The sequence below is a fragment of the Cytophagales bacterium genome (assembly GCA_033344775.1).
Taxonomy (GTDB): Bacteria; Bacteroidota; Bacteroidia; order Cytophagales; family Cyclobacteriaceae; genus JAWPMT01.
The window spans coordinates 1,800,261-1,825,529 of the sequence record JAWPMT010000005.1 but is presented as its reverse complement, the minus strand read 5'-3'; the positions used below and the strand labels follow the sequence as shown (position 1 = coordinate 1,825,529).

The following is a 25,269-nucleotide window of genomic DNA, read 5'->3' as shown; positions in this document are numbered from 1 at the left end:
GATTTTAAGTTCAGCATGTCGATCAGAATGTGAAGTTATACGTTAAGGTTGGGATTGGATTCGGGAAGACAGTGAGTTTGTAAGCTTTTACTTCACCATTATCCACGTTGAAGAACACCGAATAGACATTGTCGATGCCAAGCACATTGTAGACAGAGAACGACCAGAAAGAATGAGACAGCTTCTTGATCTTGTGATTTCCTTCCATGTTGAATCCGATATCCAATCGGAAATAATCAGGAATCCTGAAAGCATTTCGCTCTGAGTAGTAGATGTTCTCTACATTCTTGAAGTTCCACTTTCCGATCGGATAAGTGATAGGACGGCCCGTGGAGTAAACCACGTTGGCGGAGAAGCTATATCTTCTGGTGAATTTGTAATTCGTGACCAGGTTTACATAGTGCGGCTTGTCATAGTTGGTAGGGAAGAATTGACCTTCGTTGATGTTTTCCAACGGGCTATCGCCTTCTAATTTAATTTGTGAACGCGAGTAGGTGTAGTTGATCCAGCCGGTGAACCAGCCATCGTTTTTCTTCGCAGAAAGCTCGACGCCATAAGATCGACCTGGTCCTTGAAGAACGGCCGTCTCAATGTTCTCATTGAACAGAAGGTCGGCACCCAATTTGAAATCCAGCAGGTCCTGAATGTCTTTATAGTATACTTCCACCGATGTTTCGATGATCTGATCTTTAAACGGCAGGTTGCGATAGTATCCTAATGAAACCTGATCAGCGATCTGAGGTCTCAGATGCTCACTGGAAAGCCTCCAGATATCCGTTGGAGAAATAGATGCTGCGTTTACCAATAAGTGGATGAACTGCTGGTTTCGGTTGAAGCCAAACTTTACAGAGCTATTAGGATCCAATGTATATCGTGCAGATAATCGCCACTCAGGTCCTGAATAGGCCTGTATGACTTCTCCTTTGTCGAAGAAGGTGGAATCTGTCCGATCTTGTATGGTATTCTTTTCTCCATTACCATAGGTATAGGCAGTTCTTTCTCCCAAAGCGGCAAAGCGAGTGAAGCGAAGCCCTCCATTGATCAATAACTTGTCGTTAGGCTCATATTTTGCATTCAGGTATCCAGCCATTTCTGTGCCTTGCTCATCCTCGATTCTTGCTTCCGTGATTAGGGACTCAGCTCCAACTGGCATTCGGTGGCCAGGCTGTAGGTCAAATCGCTTGAAATCAACCCCAGCATCCCAGGTTAATTGTGGGTTTTGGTAATAGTTGAAATTCAAACGTCCACTTTTCTCATTGATCTGGAAAGCCAGGTTGAATGCCTGAGAAGGCAAAAACTCGTAATTGATGTCATACTCGTACTGTACCGTAGACAAGTGCAAGTCGGCCTTTAGGTTGTCATTGAATCTCCAATCCCAATTCAGTGCAGCCAAAGTGTTCGTGTAGGAGAAATCAGAGAATGATAGTAGTGTGTCAGTTTGCAATTGGAAACTATCGAAGCTTCGGTATCCGGTAATGCTTAAGTTACTCTTATCATTCAACTTATGGTCAATCTTCGCGACCACATCGTAGAAAGAAGCATCTGTATTACCAATAGAAGAGTTGGTGACACGGTTCAGTACGAAATCTGAGTAAGTCGCTTGTCCACCCACCATGATGGACGTTCGATCCTTGACAATAGGCGTTTCGATCAGCAACTTCGATGTAACTGGCCCTAATCCGCCAGTGCCTGAGAATTTCTCTTTGCTTGGCGTTTTAAGGCTTATGTCAAATACGGAAGATAGACGGCCGCCATATTGTGCAGGAATAGTACTCTTGTACAATTCCAGATTATCGATGGCATCTGCATTGAAAATGGAGAAAAAGCCAAAGAAGTGAGATGTGTTGTACACTGTGGCACCATCAACCAGAAAGAGGTTTTGATCAGCTTTACCTCCGCGAATATTTACGCCAGCCGCACCTTCACCAATGGTTTGAACACCTGAAGTGGTGGTGGCTACTTTTACAATATCTCTTTCTCCTAGTAAAACAGGAAGATTTTTGGTTTCCTTGATATCAATACGCGTTACGCCAAGCTCAGCCTCTCTTACGTTAGCATCACGATCCGCGCTTACTACCACAGAGTTTAGCGCGACGATATCTACTGCCATTTTAACGTCCAATCGTCCGTCTGAGAAGAGCACTACATTTCTGTAAGTGTTCTTCATGTTCAGCGACTGGAAATTGAGCAGGTGTTTGCCTCTTGGAATGGTAAGGCTGAAAAAGCCTTCTTCATCAGTAGATGCTCCGACAAATGGGTTCTGAATAAATACCAACGCCCCTTCAACAGGGTCACCGGAGACTTGCTCTGTGATATATCCCGCAATGGTAGATCTGGCATCGGCATCTCCGGGAGTCCATTTGCCAATCTCAAAAACCTTGGTAGTCAGGTCTTCTTCCTCACCATCGAGGTTGAGGTATTCTCTCCGGAAGATCAACCCTTTGTCCACTTGTTCTTCTTGTTGCTGTTGTTGTGATCTTCTAAAGGCAGATGTGATGCCCAGGTCTTTGATCACCCTGGAGTTGTAAGTAAGTATCACTGAATTGCCATCCAGTAAATAGTTAATTCCCTGATCCTGAAATAAGGTCTTAAGCACAGATTCCAGCGGTTCCTGGCTGAATGAGCCTGAAAACTTCAGGGAGTCAGTCGCCGAAGGGGAATAAAAAAGATCTACACCTGTTCCTGATTGGATTGAATTAGCAACTTCCACTATCGAAGCGCTATTGAATGTGCCTGAGAACTTAATGTCATCATTCTGGCCCATGGCAAAAAAGCATGCGCAGAATAAAAAAAGTATGCTGATGCTATATTTCATTTTGAGCCAGTTAAAGATTCGCAATATTCTGTAAGTCTGATCAGAGCGATCTGATTAGTAGGTTTGATCTTCAAAGAGTTTGAACTACAAAAGCTTTTGATAGCTGCCTTGTGTTCAGGGAATGCCAGGATAAAGGATCCTTTGTTTTTTACCCGAACGAATTGATCGCCATTTTTGAGGAAAGCCTTCTCGGACCGTACGAACTCCAATTTCCGACCCTCTACTACTTGTCTCTTTGAGTATTTCGCGTATAAGGCTACTTGCGAGCCAGCGTAAAGCACATGATAAAAGCCTGCATCTCCTTCAGGGGCATTTTCAGCACTCAGGTTCTGAAAATAATCACCTTCCAAATCAAAATAAGCTATGTCTTGTTGGTTAGGTATGATGGGTTGTAGAGGCGAACCTGCAACGTTCAAAACCGTGAGTTGATCACTGAAGAGATCGTATTTCAGTGGGATCTCATCATAGATTTTGTCACGAAACATCACCGTGCCATCAATCCACTGTGCCGATTTAAAGGCACTAAATGTTTTTCTGGTGGTAATGTTAATATTGAGTTGAAAGATTTTCCCCTCGTAGATTTCGAGGAGTTCGGCACCTGAGTTGTCATCGTACCAAGAACTAACGTCCTGGTCCAGATCCAGGTCTTCTAGTGAAATTTGCGCATGTGCGCTCCCCATAAGTAATGCCATCACAAACATTGGCACCAGCCGGGGAAGGTAATTCTTCATAAGGCTGATCAGTAGTATAATTCTTGGTTAAGACAATTATTTTGTGCTTTCCCCTACGTGCAGCGACAAATTATTGAGCTGTTGTAAAAGGTGCTTTTTCTTCCTGTCAAAATTCGCGTGAATATACCAATCTCGTACCCAATCCGGAAACATTTTTATGTCGAACCGTCTCATAGTCAAATCGTAAGGTCGAAAAGATCAGATTTCGGCAAATTGCTTACCGCCCAATGTAGTTGAACGGCGATATGGCCCGCAATTCTGCTTTAATCTCTTCACTGATGTCCAGGTCGTTAATAAAGGCTTGAATAGACGCTTCCGTGATCTTTTCGTTCTTGCGTGTCAGGCTTTTTAAGGCTTCATAAGGTTTAGGAAATCCTTCTCGGCGCAATACGGTCTGGATGCCTTCAGCTACCACGGCCCAGTTTTCTTCAAGGTCTTGTGCAATCACCTGTTCGTTGCATTGGAGTTTCCCTAAACCTTTCGCTATGGAAAACAAGGAGACCTGTGTATGAGCAATAGGAACGCCAATATTTCTCAGAACCGTGGAATCTGTAAGGTCACGCTGTAATCTCGAGATCGGGAGTTTAGCGGATAAATGCTCAAAAAGGGCATTGGCCAATCCCAGATTTCCTTCTGCGTTTTCAAAATCAATGGGATTGACTTTGTGCGGCATGGCCGATGAACCTATCTCTCCTGCGATGATTTTCTGTGAGAAATAATTCATGGAAATATAAGTCCAGACATCACGACACAGGTCAATCAAGATGGTGTTGATCCGCTTCAAAGCATCGAATAGTGCGGCCAGATTATCATAGTGCTCAATCTGAGTGGTAGGCTCGCTTCGGCTGATGCCTAATTTATCTGATAGGAATTTCCCGGCGAAAGCATGCCAATCCACCTCCGGGTAGGCCAGGTAATGCGCATTGAAATTTCCTGTAGCTCCACCAAACTTTCCGGAGTAGGGGATTTGCTTGAGTTGTACCAACTGAACATCAAGTCTTTTCACGAATACATCCAGTTCTTTTCCAAGCCGGGTTGGTGAGGCAGGTTGCCCGTGAGTTTTGGCCAACATGGGGATATCGCTCCATGCATTGGCCAATCCTGCGATCTGATCTTTTACTTTTTCCAGCTGAGGAATGAATTCTTCTTCGATGGCATCTTTCAGGCTCATCGGAATGGCCGTATTGTTGATGTCCTGAGAGGTAAGTCCAAAGTGAATGAACTCAATTTGCTCGGATAACCCGAGTGCTTCCAGCTTTTCTTTCAGGAAATATTCGACAGCTTTTACATCGTGATTAGTCGTTTTCTCAATGTTTTTGATGCGATCTGCATCAGCTTCTGAGAAATTATCAACGATGGCATGCATCTCCGAGAACAAATTTCTATCAACCCCTGTTAAATTGGGAATTGCGTCGCAAAGTGAGATAAAGTAAAGCACCTCTACTTTGACCCGGTATCGGATCAATGCGAATTCTGAGAAATAATTTTCCAGGCTTGCCGTTTTTGATCGGTATCTACCGTCAATCGGAGAAATAGCCATTAAAGGGTTTAATTCGGACATACGAGCAAAATGAGGTGCAAAAATAAGATGAACCAGCCAACTTGGAGGGTAGGTTCTGTGCATTTACCTTTGCGGCCTCAAATCAGTACTTGACATGGTATTTGGACTATTCAAAAAGAAAAAAGACAAACAGAAAAACGGAGGAGACTCCCGGTATCACCAGCTGGCAGTAAAGGAAGTAGTTCCGATCGCCAAAGACGCGGTAAACCTGGTATTTGAATCTCCTGAAGCAGAATTTAACTATGAACCGGGACAGTTCATCACCCTGATCCAGCATGTCGAAGGTCAGAAAATCCGACGGGCTTATTCCTTGTGCAGCACTCCGTTCGAAGATGCGCATCCTGCCGTGACGGTAAAGCGAGTAGCCGGAGGGTTGATGTCTAACCATGTCAATGATAACCTGAAAGCCGGGGATTTAGTAGAGGTCATGGAGCCGATGGGGATGTTTACCACAACCTATGATGCTGCTGCTTTGCGTAACCTGGTGTTTTTCGGAGGAGGTTCTGGTATCACACCTTTATATTCTTTGATCCGTTCGGTGCTTTTGAAAGAGCCCAATACGACACTTTCGTTGGTCTATGGAAACAGGAGTGAAGAGTATGTGATCTTCAAGAAAGAACTAGAAGAACTGCAAGCAACTTATTCGGACAGGTTCCAGTTGATCCATATCCTCGAAGAAGGGGAAGCGGATTATGTAGGTCGACCTACGCCTGAGACCATTAAAGAAATTACTGAAAAACTAGACGTTAACGAAGAAACTGAAATATTCATCTGCGGACCCCAACCGATGATGGATGTCGTTACGGATGGTTTGAAACTTGCCAATGTGAAGGATGAGCAGGTGCGCCTGGAATCTTTCGAAGCTGGTAAAACTTCGCCTTCTGAGATCATTGCGGATGAATCCGGCGCAGGTGAGAACAGCAGTGAAGTAAGCATCTTACTTGAAGGTGAGAACTACAGCATCACGGTGCCAAAGGATCGCCCGGTTTTGGAAGTAGGTCTGGAAGATGGATTGGACATGCCTTACTCGTGTCAGTCAGGTCTGTGCACCGCATGCCGAGGAAAGTGCACCGAAGGTGAAATCAGTATTGATGGAGCAGAAGGGCTCACTCAGGACGAGCTGGACGAAGGTTATGTACTGCTTTGTGTAGGTAAACCACTCACCGATCAGGTTAAAGTAGAAATTGGGTAATCTAATCTAAGGTTGTCATATCGGACCCTAGCTTCAGTTTGTGACTGAGGCTAATATATAATTTTAAGTCTTCGACTTCTCACTAGCATTCTCGCAGGTGATAACACCTGCGAGGGCACTACGCCTCATTTGGAGTTATTTCCAAAGAGTTATCATCTCAACCTTTTGAATGTTTGACACCTCTTACTTTGATTAAAGTGTCAAGGAGTGGGCAAATGCCAGCGGCGTGTTTTTCTATGTTTGTGTCATACACATAGAAAGATGCAAAAGCTCAAATACTACTTACCTCGCGTGATTGCTGCTCTGATCATGTTGCAAACCCTTTATTTCAAATTCGGACTAGGTGGACCCGAAGCGCTAGAAGAATCGAAAAACCTGTTTGGTGGGGTCACCAGTTTCTTGTTGGGTTCATCTGATCTGGAGTGGTTGGTACGGATCGGCACCGGAATAGGAGAATTGCTCGCTTCTATACTGTTGTTTGTTCCAAGGTTTACAAAATGGGGTGCCCTGTTGACCATCGGCGTTATGTCCGGGGCAGTGGTTTCTCATTTACTGATCCTGGGGATTGCGGTGGCTGATGATGACGGATTCTTATTTGGAATGGCGGTGGTAGCCCTGGTTTGTGGGGTGTTGGCTTATTTGGTTCCTAATACCCAAGTGGCTTATCCAGTAGGTAGTGATCGATGAATTCTCTGACCGCTCCTTCACCACCTTTCATGGTCATAACATGATCCACTTTTTCTTTGACGATGGCCATGGCGTCTGAAGGACATGCTGTGAAGCCACATACTTCTATGACGTCCAGGTCATTGATATCATCACCCATATAGGCCACTTCTTCTAAGGTGATCTTCAATTCCTGTAACCAATCCTGCAGTACCTCTAGTTTAGGCTTTTGCCCCACATAAACGTAATTAAGCTTGAGGGTATTCGCGCGATTAGAGATCATTTCTGAAACACTGCTGTGACTGATGATCCCAACTTCAATGCCCATCTTATTCAACACCACGATCCCCATGCCATCTTTCACGTTGAACTTCTTAGACTGTTCTCCCTTTTCAGAAATATAAACACCCCCATCTGTCAGGGTGCCATCGACATCAAGTATCAGTAGTTTGATTGGTTTTTTACTCATCATTCAGCGCGTTGCGTACTTTGAGCACTCGATTTAAGATCGCTTCTAGACGATCGATTTGTAGCATGGATTTTCCATCACTCAGGGCATAAGCGGGATCGGGGTGTGTTTCGATGAACAGGCCATCAGCTCCGGTGGCCACTGCCGATAATGCTACCGTTTCGATCATATCGGGATTTCCACCACTGACACCATCGGATTTATTCGGTTGTTGCAGGGCATGGGTACAATCCATCACCACAGGTGCTCCCAGTTTTTTCATCCGGGCAATGGATGTGACGTCCACGATCAGATTTTCATATCCGTGAGTTACACCCCGCTCACAAAGCCAAATGTTGTTATTTCCAGTTGATTGTACTTTCTCGAGCGGGAACTGCATGGCCTCAGGTGAAAGGAACTGGCCCTTTTTGATGTTGACACCTTTTCCTGTATTACCAGCGGCGAGCAACAGATCCGTTTGCCGACACAGGAATGCCGGGATTTGAAGGTGGTCCACAAAAGCTGCGACCTCATCTACCTCATGAGATTCGTGAATATCAGTGATGGTGGGTACATCAAATTGCTTTCCCACACCCTGAATGATTTCCAGGGCCTGAGTTTTATCCACTCCTGTAAAACTCGATAAACTCGTCCGGTTGGCTTTCTTGAAGGAAGCTTTGAAGATGTAATCAATGCCTAAGTTTTGGCAGATGCCTGCTACTCGCTCAGCGATTAAGTAAGGTGTCTCATCATTTTCGACCACACAAGGCCCGGCAATGAGGAATAGTTTATTCATGATTTCTACTTTTTTCACCCAGGTAGCCACTGTGATGTCGTTGGGCATAGTCCTTTACGGTGAAATTGATCTTTTCCATCAACATGACCACCAACATATCTCCGATCACACCCATAACGGTTGTGCTTGTGGTTGGCGTAAGTCCAAGTGGGCAGATTTCGTTCGGATTTCCGGTGAAAAGAGTGATGTCCGCTTTTTCGGACAGTGGACTGTCCGGATGACCCGTCATGCAGATAATTTTTACCTCCGGATAAAGCGATTTAGCCAATTGAACCAGCAGTAGGATTTCGGTAGTTTTACCAGAATTGGAGACCAGAAAAAGGACATCATTGGGCTGTAAAATGCCCAAATCACCATGTTGCGCTTCCGAAGGGTGCAAAAATATGGAAGGAGTCCCGGTAGAGGAGAGCGTTGTGGCGATGTTGCTTCCAACCTGTCCTGCTTTTCCCATGCCGCTGAAGACAAGTTTGGCATTCATTTTGTGTACCTGTTGGTGAATGAGTTCGACGGTCTCATGGAGTTCAGGTCCCAATGGGATGTTTTGCAAGGCTGCAATTTCCTGTTGGATCAATTCGGCGATCTTGTTCTGTGGGTTCATCAAAGTGGGTCAAAGATATGATGAGATTCTCAAGCTGAACCTTTTACAATAAGGATGACTAAGTTTTTTCCAGATTCTTAAGAAAGAGAGCCTGTATGGGCCGGTAGTAAAAAGGACTGGAAAATGGTAAGGAAAACGTTTGAAATGGTATAAAAACCTATATAAAATACTTTCTTGTGAAGGAAACTATGGTTATAAAATTTGTTAAAAGCTTTTATTACAGAATATTATTGCTAAATTGCTGCAGAATTGGAAACAATATGAAAGGTCCTTTCGTATAGAAAGCATAATTTCTCTTTAGAAAAACACATTGGTTTAGTAAAAGGGGTCCCGACGGGGTGCCCTTTTCTTTTTTTAGTATTTCAAGGATTTTCCTATAAACCCAAACAGCTAAACGCCGCAATTCCATCCTTCAATTTTCCATTTTAATTTTTTTGTAAGCCTCAGGTCATTTCCCTTGAACCATCATTCCCGATTCGCAATTCATGGACTAATTTCGTCTTGCGAACAAGTCCTATGAAACAATTACAAGCATTTCTTGGCAGAGAAGTCGACAACAGCAACATTGTTGTGTTTCGCATAGGCTTTGGTTTTTTACTGATGGCCGAATGCTGGGGGGCTATCCTTACAGGATGGGTCCGTCGTGTATTCATAGAGCCTGATTTTACGTTCTCTTACATTGGGTTTGAGTGGTTGCAGCCTTTCGATGGTAATGGCATGTACTACTATTTTTTCCTGATGGGCTTGTTTGGCCTTTTCATGATGATCGGGTTTGCCTATCGCCTCTCTTCCATTATGTTTTGTTTGTTGTGGTTTGGCTCTTACGTCATGCAAAAATCCAGCTACAACAATCACTACTATTTGCTGATCATTCTCTCTGGGCTAATGGCCTTTTTACCAGCACATAAAGTCTATTCCGTGGATGTCAAACTGGGATGGACGAACCGCAAAGAAACAGCCTCCTATGGGTTCGTGTTTTTGTTCATAGCTCAGGTGGCCATCGTCTATGTTTTTGCCAGCATCAACAAAGTTTATCCCGATTGGCTTCAAGCCAAACCCATCGCCATTTGGTTCCATATCAAACGCAATTACTTCCTGATTGGCCCATTGCTGCAAAAAGAATGGATGCACTATTTCGTTGCTTACGGGGGTATCCTTTATGATGGTATCATCGTCTTTTTGTTGCTGAACCACAGAACTAGAAAATTGGGCTTTTTCCTGTCCTTATTCTTTAATTTGTTCAATTCGGCTGTTTTTCAGATTGGGATTTTCCCTTATCTGATGATCTTGTTTTCAGTGTTCTTTTATCCGGGAGAATCCATTAGGAAAGTATTCCTCCGAAAAAAGCAACCCGTAACCCCCAAAACAGGCACTTTCCCCATATGGGCCACCTATTCGGTCGTGATTTATCTTGTTATTCAGGTGGCATTGCCATTACGCCACTGGTTTGTTCCTGGAAATGTGAATTGGACAGAAGAAGGTCATAAATATAGCTGGAGAATGATGCTGCGATCAAAAAGCGGGACAGGCAATTATCTGGTTAAGGATCAAAAGTCAGGCAAGCAAGAATGGGTCAATCCAAGAGAATACCTGACTTACAAGCAATATGCTAAAGTGGCCACTTTCCCGGACATGACTTGGCAATTTGCGCAACGACTAAAAACGATCTACGAAGAGAAAGGATGGAAAGAAGTAGCTGTTTACGCCCATTTTAAAATGTCCTTGAATGGTAATCCGAAACATAGGCCGGTAGATCCGGAGGTTGATCTTACGAAAGTGAAGTGGAATTTTTTCGGACATGCCGATTGGAAGTTAACACCAGAATATGATGATTGATCTTAGAAGCGATACAGTAACCAAGCCGACCAAAGGGATGCAGGAGGCTATGTTTTCAGCAGAAGTAGGAGATGATGTCTTTGAGTCTGATCCTTCGGTCAATGCCTTGCAGGCTAAGGTGGCTGATCTTTTTGGCATGGAAGCGGCCCTTTATTGTCCGTCTGGGACCATGACCAATCAAATCGGGTTGCGGATTTTGACCCAACCTCAGGATGAGGTAGTCTGCCATAAGCACTCACATATTTATTTGTACGAAGGAGGAGGACTGGCTTACAATTCGATGTTATCCCCCAAATTGTTGGAAGGGGATCGGGGACGTTTGACGGCAGATCAAATTGCGACCAGCATCAATCCTGATGACATTCATTTTCCTCGGACCCAATTGGTTTCGCTGGAAAATACCATGAATAAAGGCGGGGGAAGCTACTATTCATTGGAGGAATTGCGCAAGATACATGCAGTATGCGATGAGCATGGTCTGGCGCTGCACCTCGATGGAGCACGATTGTTCAATGCCATTGTCGAGTCAGGCATCTCGCCGAAAGATTTTGGTGACATTTTCGATACCATTTCCGTGTGTTTTTCCAAAGGATTGGGAGCCCCGGTAGGTTCTGTTTTGTTGGGTACTAAATCAAACATCAAACAAGCGCGAAGAGTCCGAAAAGTATTTGGCGGTGGCATGCGTCAGGCGGGCTTCCTGGCAGCGGCTTGTAGCTACGCATTAGATCATCATGTAGATCGGTTGAAGGAAGACCATGACCGTGCACGTACCATCGGTGATGAAGCAGCGAAAATTTCTTATGTCAAAGAGGTGTATCCTGTAGATACCAATATTGTGATCCTGGCTTTGGAAGGGAAATCTGAAAAATGGATGTTGGATCAGCTCAGTGCTAATGGTGTAGCTGCCGTAGGATTTGGACCAGGGCTCGTTCGTTTTGTAACGCACCTGGATTTTACCAATGCGCACCTGGAAGAATTGATCAAGGTATTCAAAAAAATCTCCTGATTCAATCATGTCGCAATACAGCGGTTCAAAGGTTGTTCTTTTTGTAGTCCCCGCATTGATTTGGGGGTCTACGTGGTACGTGATCAAGTTTCAACTGGGTCAGGTAGATCCGCTTTGGTCTGTGAGCTACCGGTTTTTTCTGGCTGGTCTTATCTTGTTGGCTTACGCGTTGATCCGAAAAATCAATTTGAAGTTTACCCTCGTAGAACATGCTCGAATGGCCCTTCAGGGTGTACTGCTGTTTGGGGTGAACTACTGGCTGGTGTATGAAGCGGAGGAAGAACTGACGAGTGCATTGGTGGCTGTCGCTTTTTCTACCATTATCTTTTTCAATATTTTTTTCGGAACGATTTTCCTGGGTAAGAAAACGGTCCGCAAAGTCTTTTTAGGGGCCGGACTTGGACTGGCTGGAACATTCGCCTTGTTTTATAATGACCTGACGGGTGTTCACTATGAAACCATTCCAGTTTACAGTGTGGCTGTTCTTGTATTGTCTGTTGTATTTGCCTCTCTTGGTAATGTCACCTCTGCTTCCAATCAGTCGAAGGGCATTCCGGTCTTGCAAGCCAATGGGTTTGGTATGATCTACGGCGCGTTAGGAATGGCGTTGATTGCTGTTTTTTCGGGGATTGCCCCCACATTCAATGTGCAATCAGAATATGTGTTTTCATTGCTCTACCTATCAGTATTTGGTTCCATCACCGCGTTTGGAGCTTACCTTACTTTGATCGGTCAGATCGGCCCGGATCGAGCGGCTTATGTACTGATTACCATTCCGGTCACTGCTTTGGTCATCTCCGTTTTGCTGGAAGGTTACGCGTTGAATGTCTGGTCGATTGGAGGTATCTCTCTAATTCTTCTGAGCAACTTGATCGTGTTGCGGAAATAATCTACCGAAAATCCCCCTTTTCAAAGGGCGGCCCGCGTAGGAGGTGCCTGAAAGGCGGGGGATTTTGCTATTCTTAGAGACCTTTCGAAGAAAATTCCACGACCTCACAAAACCCTTCTTAATCCAGAATCACTACTTTAGTCCTGATGTTTCAAGATCATTCTCCCTTAGCAGAACGCATGCGCCCAAAATCGCTGGATGACCTCATTGGTCAGGACCATTTGGTGGGGGAGAAGGGCGTACTTAGAAGGGCAATACAACAAGGGCGAGTGCCTTCGATGATCTTGTGGGGGCCTCCCGGAACCGGGAAAACGACCATGGCCAACATCATTGCCAATGAGGTGAAGCTGCCCTTCCATACCCTAAGTGCGATCAGTGCAGGGGTGAAGGAAGTCCGGGAAGTCATCGCGAAAGTGCGACCAGGAAGTAAAAGCATTCTCTTCATCGATGAGATTCATCGTTTCAACAAGGCCCAACAAGATGCGCTATTGGGAGCAGTTGAAAAAGGAACGATCACGCTTATTGGCGCCACTACAGAGAACCCAAGTTTCGAAGTGAACAGTGCCTTGCTTTCCAGAAGCCAGGTCTACACCTTGAATCACCTGGAGAAAAAAGACTTATTAGACATCATCGATCGGGCCCTTGCCCAGGACGAGGAGCTAAAAAGGCTGAAAGTAGAACTCAAAGAAACAGAAGCCCTTTTCAACCTGTCCGGAGGAGATGCGCGCAAGCTATTGAATCTGTTCGAGTTGGTGGTCAAAAGCCAGGAAGGAACTGAGATTGCCGTAGAAGACGAAACAGTGATTCATATTGCTCAGCGCAAGACGATCCTTTATGACAAGCAAGGAGAAATGCACTACGACATCATCAGTGCGTTCATCAAGTCCATTAGAGGTAGCGATCCCAATGCAGCGGTTTATTATTTGGCTCGCATGATTGAGGGCGGAGAAGATGTAAAATTTATTGCCCGGCGCCTGGTGATCCTTGCTTCTGAAGACATAGGCAATGCAAATCCTACGGCACTGGTCATGGCTACCAGCTGTTTTCAGGCGGTGAACCTGATCGGGTATCCCGAAAGCCGAATCATCTTGAGTCAGTGCACCACTTATTTGGCGAGCTCACCTAAGAGTAATGCCAGCTACATGGCCATCGGGGCTGCACAAAAGGCGGTGAAAGAACAGGGTGATTTGCCTGTTCCAATGGCGATAAGAAATGCACCAACCAAACTGATGAAAGACTCTGGTTATGGTCAGGGGTATAAGTACGCTCACGATCATCCGGGCAACTTCGCGGCAATGGAATTTTTGCCAGACGAATTGTCTAATACCAAATTCTATGACCCAGGCAAGAACCCACGTGAGGAAGAACTCAGAAAATTTTTGAGAGCTCGCTGGCAGGAGAAGTATGGGTATTAACCTAATTTAACTTCATCGGTCAGACAATCCGTTTTAACTTGGCTGATCTTTGCTCGGCACAGAACAGACTATTGCATGACGAGATATAAGTTTTTATCTGTTATTCGATTTTATACGCAGTTCATTCCTTTGAAAAGGAATGGGTTGGTCTTTTTTATGGCCGCCTTGCTACTATATCTCTTCGTGCGCAACGAGTACTACGGCGAAGAATCTCAATATGCTCCATTCCTTGATGTATTCATTTGGCTCAGCGCCATTTTTGCCGGCGCCATCATTGGACTAGGAGGCTTATACACGTTGATCTGCTGGCTTTTCCTGGCCATTAAATCCAAACAATTACAGGTCGAACTATCCATTGGGTTGGAAGATGGTCAGAAAGGCGAAGCGGGTGAAGTTCCGGCTACTTTGAGCATTTCTAAAGCGATCATGCCACTGGCAGGCTACCTGAAAACCTGGCTTGTTTTTGAAGATGGGGCGATGGTGGGGCCAATCGTGATCAATCAATTTTCCGGAGGCTGGAAAGATTTACGGGCCAAAGCAGGCCAAGCCGATCTGCAATTGACGAAAAGGGCACAGTATCAGGTGAAGAGCTACATTTTCTCTATCGAAGATTATTTGCAGTTCTTTCGCTTTTCCTGGCTCAAAAAGGACAAAAAGACTTTTTATCTCTATTCACAAAAGCGTGAGGTGTCTCAAACGGATATTCCACCTTCCAAAGCAAAAGAAGAACTGGAAAAAGTGACAACCAGTAAAAAAGTAGAAGGTGATTTTCTGAATTACAAAGACTTTGAATCAGGGGATGACGTTCGACGAATTGTCTGGAAAATTTTCGCAAAGAACAAAGAGCTTGTTGTTCGTATTCCGGAAGTGATCAATCCATTTGCTTCGCATTTACACTTCTTTGCAAGTTTTCAAAACTCCCTGTTAGCCGAGGATTCACCCTTTGCGATCGGGATGCTGGATTACTACAAGGACATCATCTTTAATACGTGTATTGAAATTGAAAAATCGGGAAGAAAGGTTGAGTTTAGCATGGATCAGGAAGTAGGGGATAGCCTTATCGTAGACAAAAAGGACATGCTGGGTTATTTCCTGAGTTGTGCCCAGTGGCAGGACGGAAATTTGGATGAGCAATTTCCTACGATCGCCAGTTCCAGTGTCGTGTGTGTTAGTTCGATGATTCCGGCAGATCAACTAGAGTCATTGATTAGAAAAAGATCTATAACGCTATTCATCGTGCAGGTTTCGAAATACCTGGATGAACAAAACCTGATCAATTGGTCGAACATGATCTTGCGAAATGATGACCAGAGTGAGGTTGGCAAACTGAAGTGGATACTTTCTGCTCAACGAAGAAAGCTCCGGAAAAATGAGGAGAAAATTGTAGCATTAGCAAGTGGTATGGATTTCCAGGGACAACTGATATGACGGTAAAGCAAAAGAAAAAGAACCTGTTTTTGGGTTTGATCCTGTTGGTGTTGCCTACGCTGATCGTCTCTTATCCCTTGCTCAACTATATCAGTGAGCATTATTCATTGTTGTTCATCAATACCGGAAGACTGGTCACGGTGTTTGGCGGAGCCATGGTATTGGCGTTTGCACTGCACAGCACCCGCCTGCGTTTTTTCATTGTCTTCGGTGCACTGCTGGTAGTCCTTTACTTCATTTATCAAAGCATCGTATTCTTTCCATTCGATGAGTTCGATTCCTATTACATCGCCAGTCGATTCCGTATCAATGCGACGTTGTTTGTTTTGGGTTGGTTCGCAGGTTTTGGGATCGCCAGATGGCGCTATTTTCTGATCATTTACGCATTGCTCGTATTGACCATTTCGGCCATTGCACTGTCTTCTGTAGGCGTATATGATGCCAATCAACTGTCCTGGCTGATTGCGCCGCCCGTGCTATACGTGTTTTATGTTCTGTTTGCCAAAGAATTGTTGAACAGCATTCGTCACCAAAGTCAGGTGAATTACGGAAAGATTCTGTTGCGCATTGCCGTGTTTTGTTCCATTCTGTTCTTATTTTTCTGGGGAACCACTGAGCTGTTGCAAAACAAGTTTTCAGAGCTAGATCAGGAGCTGCAAGCGCAGCAGAACGGAGAAGGTGAGGGAGGAAGCAATGAAGATCGTCAGGATGATAATATGATGGATCGGAATGAAAAGGACCAATTCCGATTGAAAGATTATACGGAATTGAGGCCCAGGCTGAGGCAGTCGGAAGAGCTGCTTTTCACGGCTTATATGGACAATTTCCTGGATAATGGCGTGCCTAACCCACAATACATCACTTTGTATCACCTCAATCAGTACAATGAAGAACTGGAACGTTTTGAGGTAGACCCGGAAGGATTGGCCGATGATCTATTTCTCCCGAACCCGACACAGATCCCGAACTACTATGTCCAAATAGACGAAGAAGTGCTGGAGAATGATAAGATGGAGAAGTTTATCAAACCCATTCAGAGCACCATCTACATCAACCAACTGGACCCGGAAGTATTTGTGGCGCCAAGTACGGCCTATTCCTGTCAGCCGATTTCAGTGGAAGCTGCTTTTAGGGATCAGTACAAGTTTGCCTACAATGTGCAGTCGGAAGTCTCTGCATTGAACAGTGCTTATTTCGTTTACAACACGCGTGAACCAGAATTGAAGCAATTCCAGGAAGAACGATTCAATACATTGAGAAAGGTCAAAGACTATACGGAGGTTTCTCAGGAATACCTTGACTACTATACTCGAATGCCTTCCGGAGGCGTTTATGACAAAATCAGCGAGCTGGCTGCAGATCTGACCAAGGATGCGAAGACACCCGTCGATAAAGTCATTGCACTTCGTGATTACTTTTTGTCGAAGGACGAAAACGGCGAGCCGCGTTTTGTATACACTTTGACGCCTGGCTCTCCAACCGATCCCAATATTCCGGACCTGTCCTTATTGAACAACTTCCTGTTCAACACCCAAAAAGGATATTGCACCTACTTTGCCGCGTCTACACTTTTCATGCTGCGATCCCAGGGTATTCCTACTCGAATGGCAGTAGGGTTTCTTACCGTGAACAGGAGTCACAACAATCCAGGCTGGTACTGGTTCTATGCGGATCAGGCACATGCCTGGACACAAGTCTATTTCCCGGAATATGGTTGGCTGGATTTCGATTTGACAATAAGTAATGAAGATGCAGAAGAAACGAATCAACCGGATCGAACTCCGCCCTTGCCACCAGTAGAACCACAGTTTGTGGCCAAAGGTGTGATCACACAATTGGATACAGCTACTAAAGCATTGACGCTGGATGCCGACCTCATGGTATTGAAGAAGACTTCCATGTCCTGGGACGAACCAAAGACGTTTGATCTGGATGTTTCTGCCGCAAAAGTGATTGCCGAATACGATACACTTTCACTGGCAGATCTGGAAGTTGGAGATACTGCCGTAGTTACTTCTTTTGATTTACGCATTCAAAACATGCGGGAGAAACGGCGCTCCGAATCCAATGAACAATTTGCAGATCGATTGCCGGATAACATCCTGGTCCAGGAGATCATGGTCAATCCGGAACCGGAAGAAGAGATTCCAGAAGAAGATGAGACGACCATTCGCGAAGCAGTAAATCAATGGATTGGATATGCTGTTGCATTGCTTGCGCTGATCGTATTTGTCCTTTTGTCAGCACCGTTCATTCACTATTCGTTGATCAAATCCGGATACAAGAGTAACACCTCGGCAAAAGAAAAAACCATCGCCCTGTATCCGATCATTCAGTTTTTGATGAATCAGATGGGATACGGACGGGGACTGATGACACCTTCGGTTTACGCAAAAGCTACAGTGGATACACTGCTAGGTACGCGATATACAGACCTGATGGAGATTTACCTGAAGATCAAGTACAGCAACGAAAACCTGACCAGCGAAGAAGAGGCCTTCGTTCATGATTTTTATGAAGATTTCCAGAAAAAATTCAGGGTGAAGTTCTCTGTTGGGAGCCGCCTTTTGAATTTCCTGAAGGTCAATCGCTGGTTTTATTATTTGATTAATTTGAACATTACATAGACATACCATGGAAGAAGCACCATCGGAACAATTCGAAACACAAAGCCCTGGCGAGACTTCTGCAGATAAGCTGATCAGTAATATCGGGCAAGTGATCAAAGGTCACCATGAGCAGATCACGCAAGTGGTTACCTGTCTGATCGCCGGAGGTCATATCTTGCTGGAAGACAATCCCGGTGCAGGAAAGACCGTGATGGCGAAAACACTTGCTCATTCCATTTCAAGTAAGGAAAGTTCGGAAGGGTATGCGGATTTCAATCGGATCCAGTTTACACCGGACTTGTTGCCGATGGATTTGTTGGGTTCTCACATCTATGATGAATCTGCGAAGGATTTCATTTTCAAAAAAGGACCTTTGTTTACGAACATTCTCCTCGCAGATGAGATCAATCGAGCGTCACCTAAAGTACAATCGGCGTTGCTGGAGTGCATGGCTGAACATCAAATCACCATGGGTGATCAGACCTATCCTTTGGAAAAGCCATTTTTTGTGATCGCCACACAAAACCCCATTGAGATGGAAGGGACCTATCCACTTCCCAATGCTCAATTAGACCGCTTCTTCATGAAGATCAGTTTTGGTTATGTTGCCGAAGAGGTCGAGTTTGAGATTTACCGGAAATACCTGGAGATCTCCAATTTCGAGGCGACTACTGAAAGTGTGTTGACTTTGCAAGATGTATTGGCTTTGCAGTCAGAAGCGGATAAAGTTTTTGTTCATGATGAGATTGTACGTGGCGTCAATAACATCATCAGGGCCACCAGAAGTAATCCAGCGATCACACTTGGTGCATCCGTGAGAAGTGGGATCATCCTATTGAAATGTCTGAAAGCTCATGCCATGATTCAGAAACGCGCTTATGTCATTGAAGATGACCTGACACAACTGGTACACCCGGTATTGCACCACCGGCTGTTATTTCGCAACAAAAGTGCAGAAGCAGATGCACTCAATACCATTGTGAAATCAGAAATCAAGCGATTGGCGAGGCTTAAGCTTTCGTTCGATGCGAAATAGGCATGGCATATTTCTGTTGACCCTGTTGCTGGCAGGGTCGTTTTCCGTTCGGGCGCAGCGCATGGAAATCGATCGGCTAGAACGTGATTTCCGTGATTCATTCCGAAGCAGAGCAGCTTATGAATTGTCTCAGAAGTTCATTCAGATAGATAGTACCTATTACACGGGTTACTACTATGAAGGTATTTATCGGTATTTAAGAGCTTCGGACCAGCTAGGATATAAGCTGGCGCTCAAACCGCTCAAGAAAGGCCTGACCTTGATGGAGAAGGATTATCGAAGAGAGCTTCGGCGTATCAAAGACTTACAGACATATGCGGGGATCTACGAGATACAGCGGAAATATGCCATTTTGTGTGATCTACTCATTCAATGCTACAATAACACTGATCAGCTGGACAAAAGCATTGTTGTTATTAGGAAGCTGTTAGACCGCCAGTTCATCTACAATTGGGAAGTAAATCCCTATGCCCACCTGTCCTGGATGTATCACAAAAACAGGGTCTATACCTCTGAAAAGTACCCCTTCCTAAGTTCAAGCATTGAGGGGAATGTGAAACTGGCGTCAAAATATGCAGACTCCATCCTGATCAACAATCGCAAAAACTATCAATTCATCAGCCAGTACATCACCAGTGGTTTTGATCCCATAGAAGGTAGTTATTGGCATTACAAAGACATTGTTTATTCCTATCTCTTGAATGTTGATTCCGCGGAATTTAGTGCGAAGAACCTCAAAAGATTGGGTCGACTTTCCAATAATAATTACGGCAACCTGCAATTCATTCAGGCCAGGTTTGAAGAGGCAGAGAAGTATTATGATTTGGAGAGAGACTCAGATGGCTACTTTCAAAAAGAAACAAAAGAGTTTGACTACATGCAGTCCGTGATCAATATTTTCAAGAATGATCTGGGAAAAGCAAAAGGCATCGTCCAGAACTCGATGGACATCATGGGTCCTTCACCAGGCTATGGCTGGAACAACATTGCCATGGCACGGGTCAATTATTATTCTGGTGATTTAGCGGAAGCTAAAACCTTTCGAGACAAGGCTGCTAACTTCAAAGAATTGCACATCAATTCTACCTGGGGGAAAGTGCAGTATGATCGCAATACCAAACTGTTTGAATACCTGTACCATCAGGGCAAAATGAATGAGATCAAATTCCTGAATCGCAATTATTGGCGGGATGGCAGTGACTTGTGGGACATGGCCGGACACTACTTCCAAAAGGAAAATGCGCACCTCCTGTTAACGAGTGAATTGTCAGTCAACCCGGAAAGATTTTTAGTACTCTACAATATTTTCGCTTCGGAAAACACGATCTTTTTCGATGAGATATGGGAATTGATCAAAGATTTCAATCCCAACTACTTTATCCGTCTGTTTGAAAAGAAATTGGCCAATGAACCTCGTGAGGGCATCAAAAAATACCTCAATTACTACATCGCCAGGTTTTACTTGCTGGATAATGAGGTGGACAGAGGGATCGGACGATTGAACGCTATCCTGGAAGCACCTGATCTTGATACGGATCATGAGAAATTATTGATTGCAAGGGTACATGAAGCATTGAGTCTGGCCTATGACGAAAAGGGTCAAACGGACCAGTCCGCTCAACACTTGATGGACTTTTATAAAAGTTTTCCTCAGTTGGTGCCTTTTTCTGAGTCGACCATGAAATTTAAGCTTCAGCTTGAGCCAACGCCTGATAATGAAAGCGCACAGTTAATTGTAGAGGAGCTGGAAAGTGTCAATGTCGATTGGACAGAGGAAGGAAGCTGGCCGGTGGTGAAGATTGGATTCGAAGAATCAGAAGAAGGGCTCACAGCAACCTATGAAGTAGTGGACGAGGCCGGAGGAGCAGCATATTTCTCAGGAGCATTCAAGATCAATAAGTATGAGGATCCGGCGGCGGAATTGATTTATCGCCTTTTTGGAGTGAATCGCGTTTTGAAGTAAGTGAAATTAAGAACCTTTTATTCAAAAAAAAATAGTCATCAAAGTGAAAGCCTCCACAACTTAAGGTGTTATGAAGGCTTACATTGTTAGTTTAACTATTTAACGCTGAATGCTGTCAATTTGCCATCGATCATTTGTGGAACAAGTAAAAGGTTGGCCTCGGAAATGTAGGTTAGGTCTGCCGAGCCTGCATTCATGTCGAGAATTTGATTGGAATTGCCTTTTTTATCAATGGTTAAAATCCCTCCGGCAATCCAATCTGAGACGATGTAGTTCTTTTTCCATTTGACCAGACCGTCAAGGTTTCCGGTGGATGAAGAGACATCCTGGATCTTTTTAGTTTTCAGGTCTACCGCTATTAGTTTTCCTGGTATATCGGTGCCAAACGTTGCAGGATCAGTTACCACACCCCAGGAAGCTACCAGTAGTTTGTTTCCATCGTTCATTAAGCCATTTGGGTAATCCAGGCGTTCATCTTTTAGCCATAAAGAGATTTCTTCCTTTTCGATGACATATATGGAGTTTCCTCCAAAAGTATCAGAGATGAAAACCCTATTGTTTACCACTTCAACATCGTTGAGAAAGGTGGCGCCAGCTGCATCGTACCACTTTACTATTTCCGTGGTAGCCAAATCCACCACAGCCACTCGATCAATATCTGCTACAAAAAGTTGATTGTTGTAGACTGCCAGACCTTTTGGGGCATTAAACCCTTCAAGCCACTTTAATTCTGAGATGATGCCCTTTTTATCAATTTTGGTAAGGTATCCTAACCCATTTTTCTCTGCGGGCTGTCCGGCTACATTTGAGACATAGTAGTTTCCATTGTAGAATACCGCCGATTCGGGGGCCTCAAGTCCACTTACTTCCCATTCTTTTGTCAGCGTTTGAGCACTTAAATTGATCACCAAAGTGAGGAGAGTAAATAGATAGGTTATTCGTTTCATGTGTATCTGTGTTTATTTCGAGATACGAAGCTAGAGGCACGAATAGATTGAAAAATTGATCTAGGTTAAGAAGAGAATTTCCTAAAGCGAGTTCATTCTTTGCTTTCTCAAACGACTTAGACTTTCTGGAGCAATACCAAGATAAGAGGCGATTTGATAGTTTTTGACACGTTGTTCGATGGAAGGATACTTTTCAACAAAGGCCGAATACCGTTCTTCAGCGCTATCTTGCAAATTGGAAAGAATCCTTTGTTGGAACGCCACAAAAGCATTTTCAAGTTGTTTTCGGAAAAATCGCTCAAGAACTGGAAATTCATCGAATGAATTGATTAAATCAGTTTTTGAAACCTTCAACAGGTGGCATTCTTCCAGGCACTCCACATGCAAGGCAGAAGGAATATTTTGATAGTAAGACAGGTAGTCACTTACCCACCAACCTTCCACAGCAAATTGTAAAGTATGTTCCTTGCCTTTGTGATCTATCATGAAAGTCCTCAGGTTTCCTTCGAGTACAAAATATTGATGATGTACAAAGTGACTTGGCTGGATCAGGTATTGCCCTTTACGAAAGATTTCGTCTACAAAAAGGTTACGTATCCGCTGATAATCCTCCTGTGACAATTCAATGTGCAACTGGAAGTTTTCTAAGAGGGGATCTGACATCATGGACGAATAAAATTGACAGAAATTTAAATCTCATCTACCAGAACCAGCTCCTTATTTTCTAAATTGGCTTGAGGATCCTCTATTATCATCCGAATGCGTATCTTTCCCTCTGTATTTGATTCGTGACGCATCCATACCATCGCGAGACAACAAAATGACAAACCATGATGACAAAAAGAATTGTATTGCTTTCCGCCGCTTGTATTTCCTTTTTTATCAGTTACTGCCAACTTGAGAAACCAAGGGCTGTCAATATGCTCGATTTTCAAGCGCAGGATTCATCGGAAGATGTTTCAGCTGTTTATCTGGTTAACGATGGCCATACGGAAGTACGTTATGATCGTTCTATCAATACGTGGGTGGCTTCTACTGAACGTATATACCGGGTTAAGATTTTGAAAACCGATGCCTTGGGGTTGGGAAATGTCAAAATCAGACTCTATCAGTCGGGTAAAATGGCGGATCAACGTGAAACGGTGGAGATACGCGGGTCTTCTACCTACAACTTCAATGTGAATTCAGGCCGTATAGAAAAGTCGGCACTCAGTAAAAAAAATATTTACAAGACGGAATTGGATGAAAATGCCAGGGAGGTTTCCTTTTCACTACCTAATGTACAGGTAGGTTCGGTGATTGAAGTTGCTTATGTCAAACATTCGCCATTTATCCACCGATTAGACGATTGGCATTTTCAGAAGGACTTTCCGGTGAAGCGAAGCAGATTTGCAGTGACAATCCCAGCTTTTTATGTGTACGTTTTTCAAAAGCAAGGATATTTTGATGCCAAGGCGTCTAAAATGGAATTGGACAGAGAGATGAAAACTTTCGGACGCTACACCTATCAGGATTTGAAGGCGTTTTGGTTGATGGAAGACCTTCCTGCTTTCCGCAAGGAACCTTTCATGACTACCCGCGAGGATTATATTTCCAAGTTGGTCTTTCAACTTCAGACACTGCGTACGCCGGAGTATGAAAAGAACTTTCTAAAAACCTGGCAGGATGTTACTACAGACCTGCAGAACAGTCATAGGTTCAAGCTTTTTTATACGGGCAAAAAGGATTTTAAAGAAGCTTTCACTTTGTCAACGGCCGAAGATCCACTGGAAAGAGCACAGGCCATCTACTCTGATTTCAAAAAGACATTTGTCTGGAACAAATATTATGGGGTGTATCCGGATGTAGGTTATAAGAAAATGATGGAAGGACGTACGGGTAATGCAAGTTCAATGGGACTTACCTTGTTTCAGGTACTGCGACAAGCTGGACTCGATGCGCAGCCGGTTCTTTTCAGTCCAAGATTCAATGGTGTTATTTCTTACAATTATCCGTTTAGTGATAAGCTGATTGCGACAGTGGTCCGATTGAAGATCGATGGGAAGACTTATTTGTTAGATCCACTGCAAAACATGCCTTTTGGCTACTTGAGTAGTAATTTTTTGAATGGCCGAGGTTTGGTGTTGGGCAATCAAGTCGAATGGCAGGATCTAACCAAAGCGGCAAAAGATCAAAAAACAAGCCAGGTGAACCTTACCATTGCTGGAGACTCCATCCTTGCAGATATGATCCTCGCCATGGAGGATTATGGAATGGTTTCCGCTAATGATGAACTGGAGGATTTATTCAAGCCTGACTGGGAATTGCAAGATCTGAAGATGGCAGAAGACGAATTGACTTCCAGAAAAGTCACTGCCAGCATTGCCAAGGAGGTGGAAGATGGTCTGATCCTGATCCCATTGACGTTTGATGAATTGATTTTTGATGAAAATCCAATAAAGGCCGAGGAGCGTTCTTACCCTGTAGATTTTTTCTACAGGAAACGTTACAGTTATCAGTTGAACATAGAATTGTCGGATGAATACACTTTCGAATCCTTGCCAGAAAGTAAGCTGATTCGATTGCCAAATCGATTGTTGGATGTGTCGTTCAATGTTACGCAACGAGGGAATACCGCCAATATCACTTTTTTGTTCTGGACCCGGACCAATTCATTCGATGTACGATATTATCCTAAACTAAGAGAAGCATATGCATTGATAGAGGAATTGGACAATACGGTAATCCTGGTCAAGAAGAAGACTTGATGATACCTTATGGGTTACTTTAGATAGCGTGCGTTTGCGACCCGGTCTGGCGAGACCCGGCCTATTGATTAAAGTACTCCATTTACTGCACAATCGCTGTAGCTTCGATTTCGACAACCATCCGCTCATCAATGAGTTGAGAAACCTCCACCATGCTGGTTGCAGGGTTGATGTCCTTGAAAAACTCACCATGCGCACGTCCGATCGCCTCCCATTGACTGATGTCGGTTACAAACATGCGGGTGCGTATGACATCTTTTAGACCACTGCCCAGTTTTTCCAGACTCTCCTGTATGATTTCCAGGCACCTGACTGCTTGTTCATAGGGTGTGCCTTCCATGGTTTGTCCATCTTTCACAGGCGCGGTTCCGGAAATTTCGATAGTATTTCCTATCCTGACTGCTCTGGAATAACCAACATGTGCCTCCCAGGGGGCACCCGAGCTTAAATTTGTTCTTTCTGCCATAGGTATATCAAAGGTGATTAGTCACCATTTATAACGTCATTCACTTAACAGGTATAATTAAATTTTCCCCAGTCTTGGTCGCTAGGGCAATATCTTTATTTTTGTCGGATTGCGATTTAC

General features: G+C 44.2%; 20 protein-coding genes. 11 read left to right on the top strand and 9 right to left on the bottom strand.

Annotated elements, in window-relative coordinates; genetic code table 11:
• Positions 1–22: 22 nt before the first annotated feature.
• The 3 genes from R8G66_25390 to purB all read right to left on the bottom strand — a co-directional run bounded on the left by R8G66_25390 (position 23) and on the right by purB (position 5,107).
• The gene (locus tag R8G66_25390; GenBank protein MDW3195734.1) at positions 23–2,815 is read right to left on the bottom strand and encodes a TonB-dependent receptor; all 2,793 of its coding nucleotides are present in this window, start codon (positions 2,813–2,815) and stop codon (positions 23–25) included.
• On the bottom strand, positions 2,812–3,546 hold the full coding sequence (locus tag R8G66_25385; GenBank protein MDW3195733.1) for a hypothetical protein: 735 nt from the start codon (positions 3,544–3,546) through the stop codon (positions 2,812–2,814). Before R8G66_25385 ends, R8G66_25390 begins: the two co-directional genes overlap by 4 nt.
• Before the next feature lie 217 nt (positions 3,547–3,763).
• Positions 3,764–5,107 (bottom strand): adenylosuccinate lyase, encoded by a 1,344-nt coding sequence (purB, locus tag R8G66_25380; protein MDW3195732.1) that lies wholly within the window; start codon positions 5,105–5,107, stop codon positions 3,764–3,766.
• A gap of 94 nt (positions 5,108–5,201) precedes the next feature.
• Here purB and R8G66_25375 point away from each other — a divergent pair, with 94 nt between their 5' ends.
• Together R8G66_25375 and R8G66_25370 are read left to right on the top strand one after the other, a co-directional pair.
• Positions 5,202–6,299 (top strand): ferredoxin--NADP reductase, encoded by a 1,098-nt coding sequence (locus R8G66_25375; GenBank protein MDW3195731.1) that lies wholly within the window; start codon positions 5,202–5,204, stop codon positions 6,297–6,299.
• Positions 6,300–6,560: 261 nt separating this feature from the next.
• On the top strand, positions 6,561–6,986 hold the full coding sequence (locus tag R8G66_25370) for a DoxX family protein (GenBank protein ID MDW3195730.1): 426 nt from the start codon (positions 6,561–6,563) through the stop codon (positions 6,984–6,986).
• Here R8G66_25370 and R8G66_25365 read toward each other — a convergent pair.
• From R8G66_25365 to R8G66_25355, 3 genes are read right to left on the bottom strand one after another with little or no spacing between them, the layout of a single operon-like run.
• Positions 6,946–7,437 carry an HAD-IIIA family hydrolase gene (locus R8G66_25365; GenBank protein MDW3195729.1) on the bottom strand — a complete coding sequence of 164 codons (492 nt, stop codon included), beginning with the start codon at positions 7,435–7,437 and terminating at the stop codon, positions 6,946–6,948. The genes R8G66_25370 and R8G66_25365 overlap by 41 nt on opposite strands.
• On the bottom strand, positions 7,427–8,209 hold the full coding sequence (gene kdsA, locus R8G66_25360) for a 3-deoxy-8-phosphooctulonate synthase (GenBank protein MDW3195728.1): 783 nt from the start codon (positions 8,207–8,209) through the stop codon (positions 7,427–7,429). Before kdsA ends, R8G66_25365 begins: the two co-directional genes overlap by 11 nt.
• Positions 8,202–8,807 carry an SIS domain-containing protein gene (locus tag R8G66_25355; GenBank protein MDW3195727.1) on the bottom strand — a complete coding sequence of 202 codons (606 nt, stop codon included), beginning with the start codon at positions 8,805–8,807 and terminating at the stop codon, positions 8,202–8,204. The genes kdsA and R8G66_25355 overlap by 8 nt, the downstream gene beginning before the upstream one ends.
• Positions 8,808–9,323: 516 nt before the next feature.
• Between R8G66_25355 and R8G66_25350 the strand changes: the two genes are divergently transcribed.
• The 8 genes from R8G66_25350 (at position 9,324) to R8G66_25315 (ending at position 20,989) form a co-directional block, all read left to right on the top strand.
• Positions 9,324–10,643 carry an HTTM domain-containing protein gene (locus tag R8G66_25350; GenBank protein MDW3195726.1) on the top strand — a complete coding sequence of 440 codons (1,320 nt, stop codon included), beginning with the start codon at positions 9,324–9,326 and terminating at the stop codon, positions 10,641–10,643.
• Complete coding sequence (locus tag R8G66_25345) at positions 10,633–11,649, top strand: GntG family PLP-dependent aldolase (GenBank protein ID MDW3195725.1); 1,017 nt, start codon at positions 10,633–10,635, stop codon at positions 11,647–11,649. The genes R8G66_25350 and R8G66_25345 overlap by 11 nt, the downstream gene beginning before the upstream one ends.
• 7 nt (positions 11,650–11,656) lie before the next feature.
• Complete coding sequence (locus tag R8G66_25340) at positions 11,657–12,538, top strand: EamA family transporter (GenBank protein MDW3195724.1); 882 nt, start codon at positions 11,657–11,659, stop codon at positions 12,536–12,538.
• A 146-nt stretch (positions 12,539–12,684) separates the two neighbouring features.
• Complete coding sequence (locus R8G66_25335) at positions 12,685–13,953, top strand: replication-associated recombination protein A (protein MDW3195723.1); 1,269 nt, start codon at positions 12,685–12,687, stop codon at positions 13,951–13,953.
• A gap of 75 nt (positions 13,954–14,028) precedes the next feature.
• Positions 14,029–15,381: a DUF58 domain-containing protein gene (locus R8G66_25330; protein ID MDW3195722.1), complete on the top strand. Its 1,353-nt coding sequence runs from the start codon at positions 14,029–14,031 to the stop codon at positions 15,379–15,381.
• A complete protein-coding gene (locus tag R8G66_25325; GenBank protein ID MDW3195721.1) occupies positions 15,378–18,008 on the top strand; it encodes a transglutaminase-like domain-containing protein in 2,631 nt (876 codons plus the stop codon). Before R8G66_25330 ends, R8G66_25325 begins: the two co-directional genes overlap by 4 nt.
• Before the next feature lie 7 nt (positions 18,009–18,015).
• Positions 18,016–19,026, top strand: a complete 1,011-nt coding sequence (locus tag R8G66_25320) for an AAA family ATPase (GenBank protein ID MDW3195720.1) — start codon at positions 18,016–18,018, stop codon at positions 19,024–19,026.
• Entirely contained in the window at positions 19,016–20,989 is a 1,974-nt protein-coding gene (locus R8G66_25315; GenBank protein MDW3195719.1) for a hypothetical protein, read from the top strand. The genes R8G66_25320 and R8G66_25315 overlap by 11 nt, the downstream gene beginning before the upstream one ends.
• A 95-nt stretch (positions 20,990–21,084) precedes the next feature.
• Here the strand turns inward: R8G66_25315 and R8G66_25310 are convergent, their stop codons facing one another.
• Positions 21,085–21,936, bottom strand: a complete 852-nt coding sequence (locus tag R8G66_25310; GenBank protein ID MDW3195718.1) for a hypothetical protein — start codon at positions 21,934–21,936, stop codon at positions 21,085–21,087.
• Positions 21,937–22,017: 81 nt separating this feature from the next.
• On the bottom strand, positions 22,018–22,602 hold the full coding sequence (locus R8G66_25305) for a Crp/Fnr family transcriptional regulator (protein MDW3195717.1): 585 nt from the start codon (positions 22,600–22,602) through the stop codon (positions 22,018–22,020).
• A 164-nt stretch (positions 22,603–22,766) separates the two neighbouring features.
• Between R8G66_25305 and R8G66_25300 the strand changes: the two genes are divergently transcribed.
• The gene (locus R8G66_25300; GenBank protein ID MDW3195716.1) at positions 22,767–24,683 is read left to right on the top strand and encodes a DUF3857 domain-containing protein; all 1,917 of its coding nucleotides are present in this window, start codon (positions 22,767–22,769) and stop codon (positions 24,681–24,683) included.
• An 82-nt stretch (positions 24,684–24,765) separates the two neighbouring features.
• Here the strand turns inward: R8G66_25300 and R8G66_25295 are convergent, their stop codons facing one another.
• The gene (locus R8G66_25295; protein ID MDW3195715.1) at positions 24,766–25,149 is read right to left on the bottom strand and encodes a RidA family protein; all 384 of its coding nucleotides are present in this window, start codon (positions 25,147–25,149) and stop codon (positions 24,766–24,768) included.
• Between the last annotated feature and the right edge of the window lie 120 nt (positions 25,150–25,269).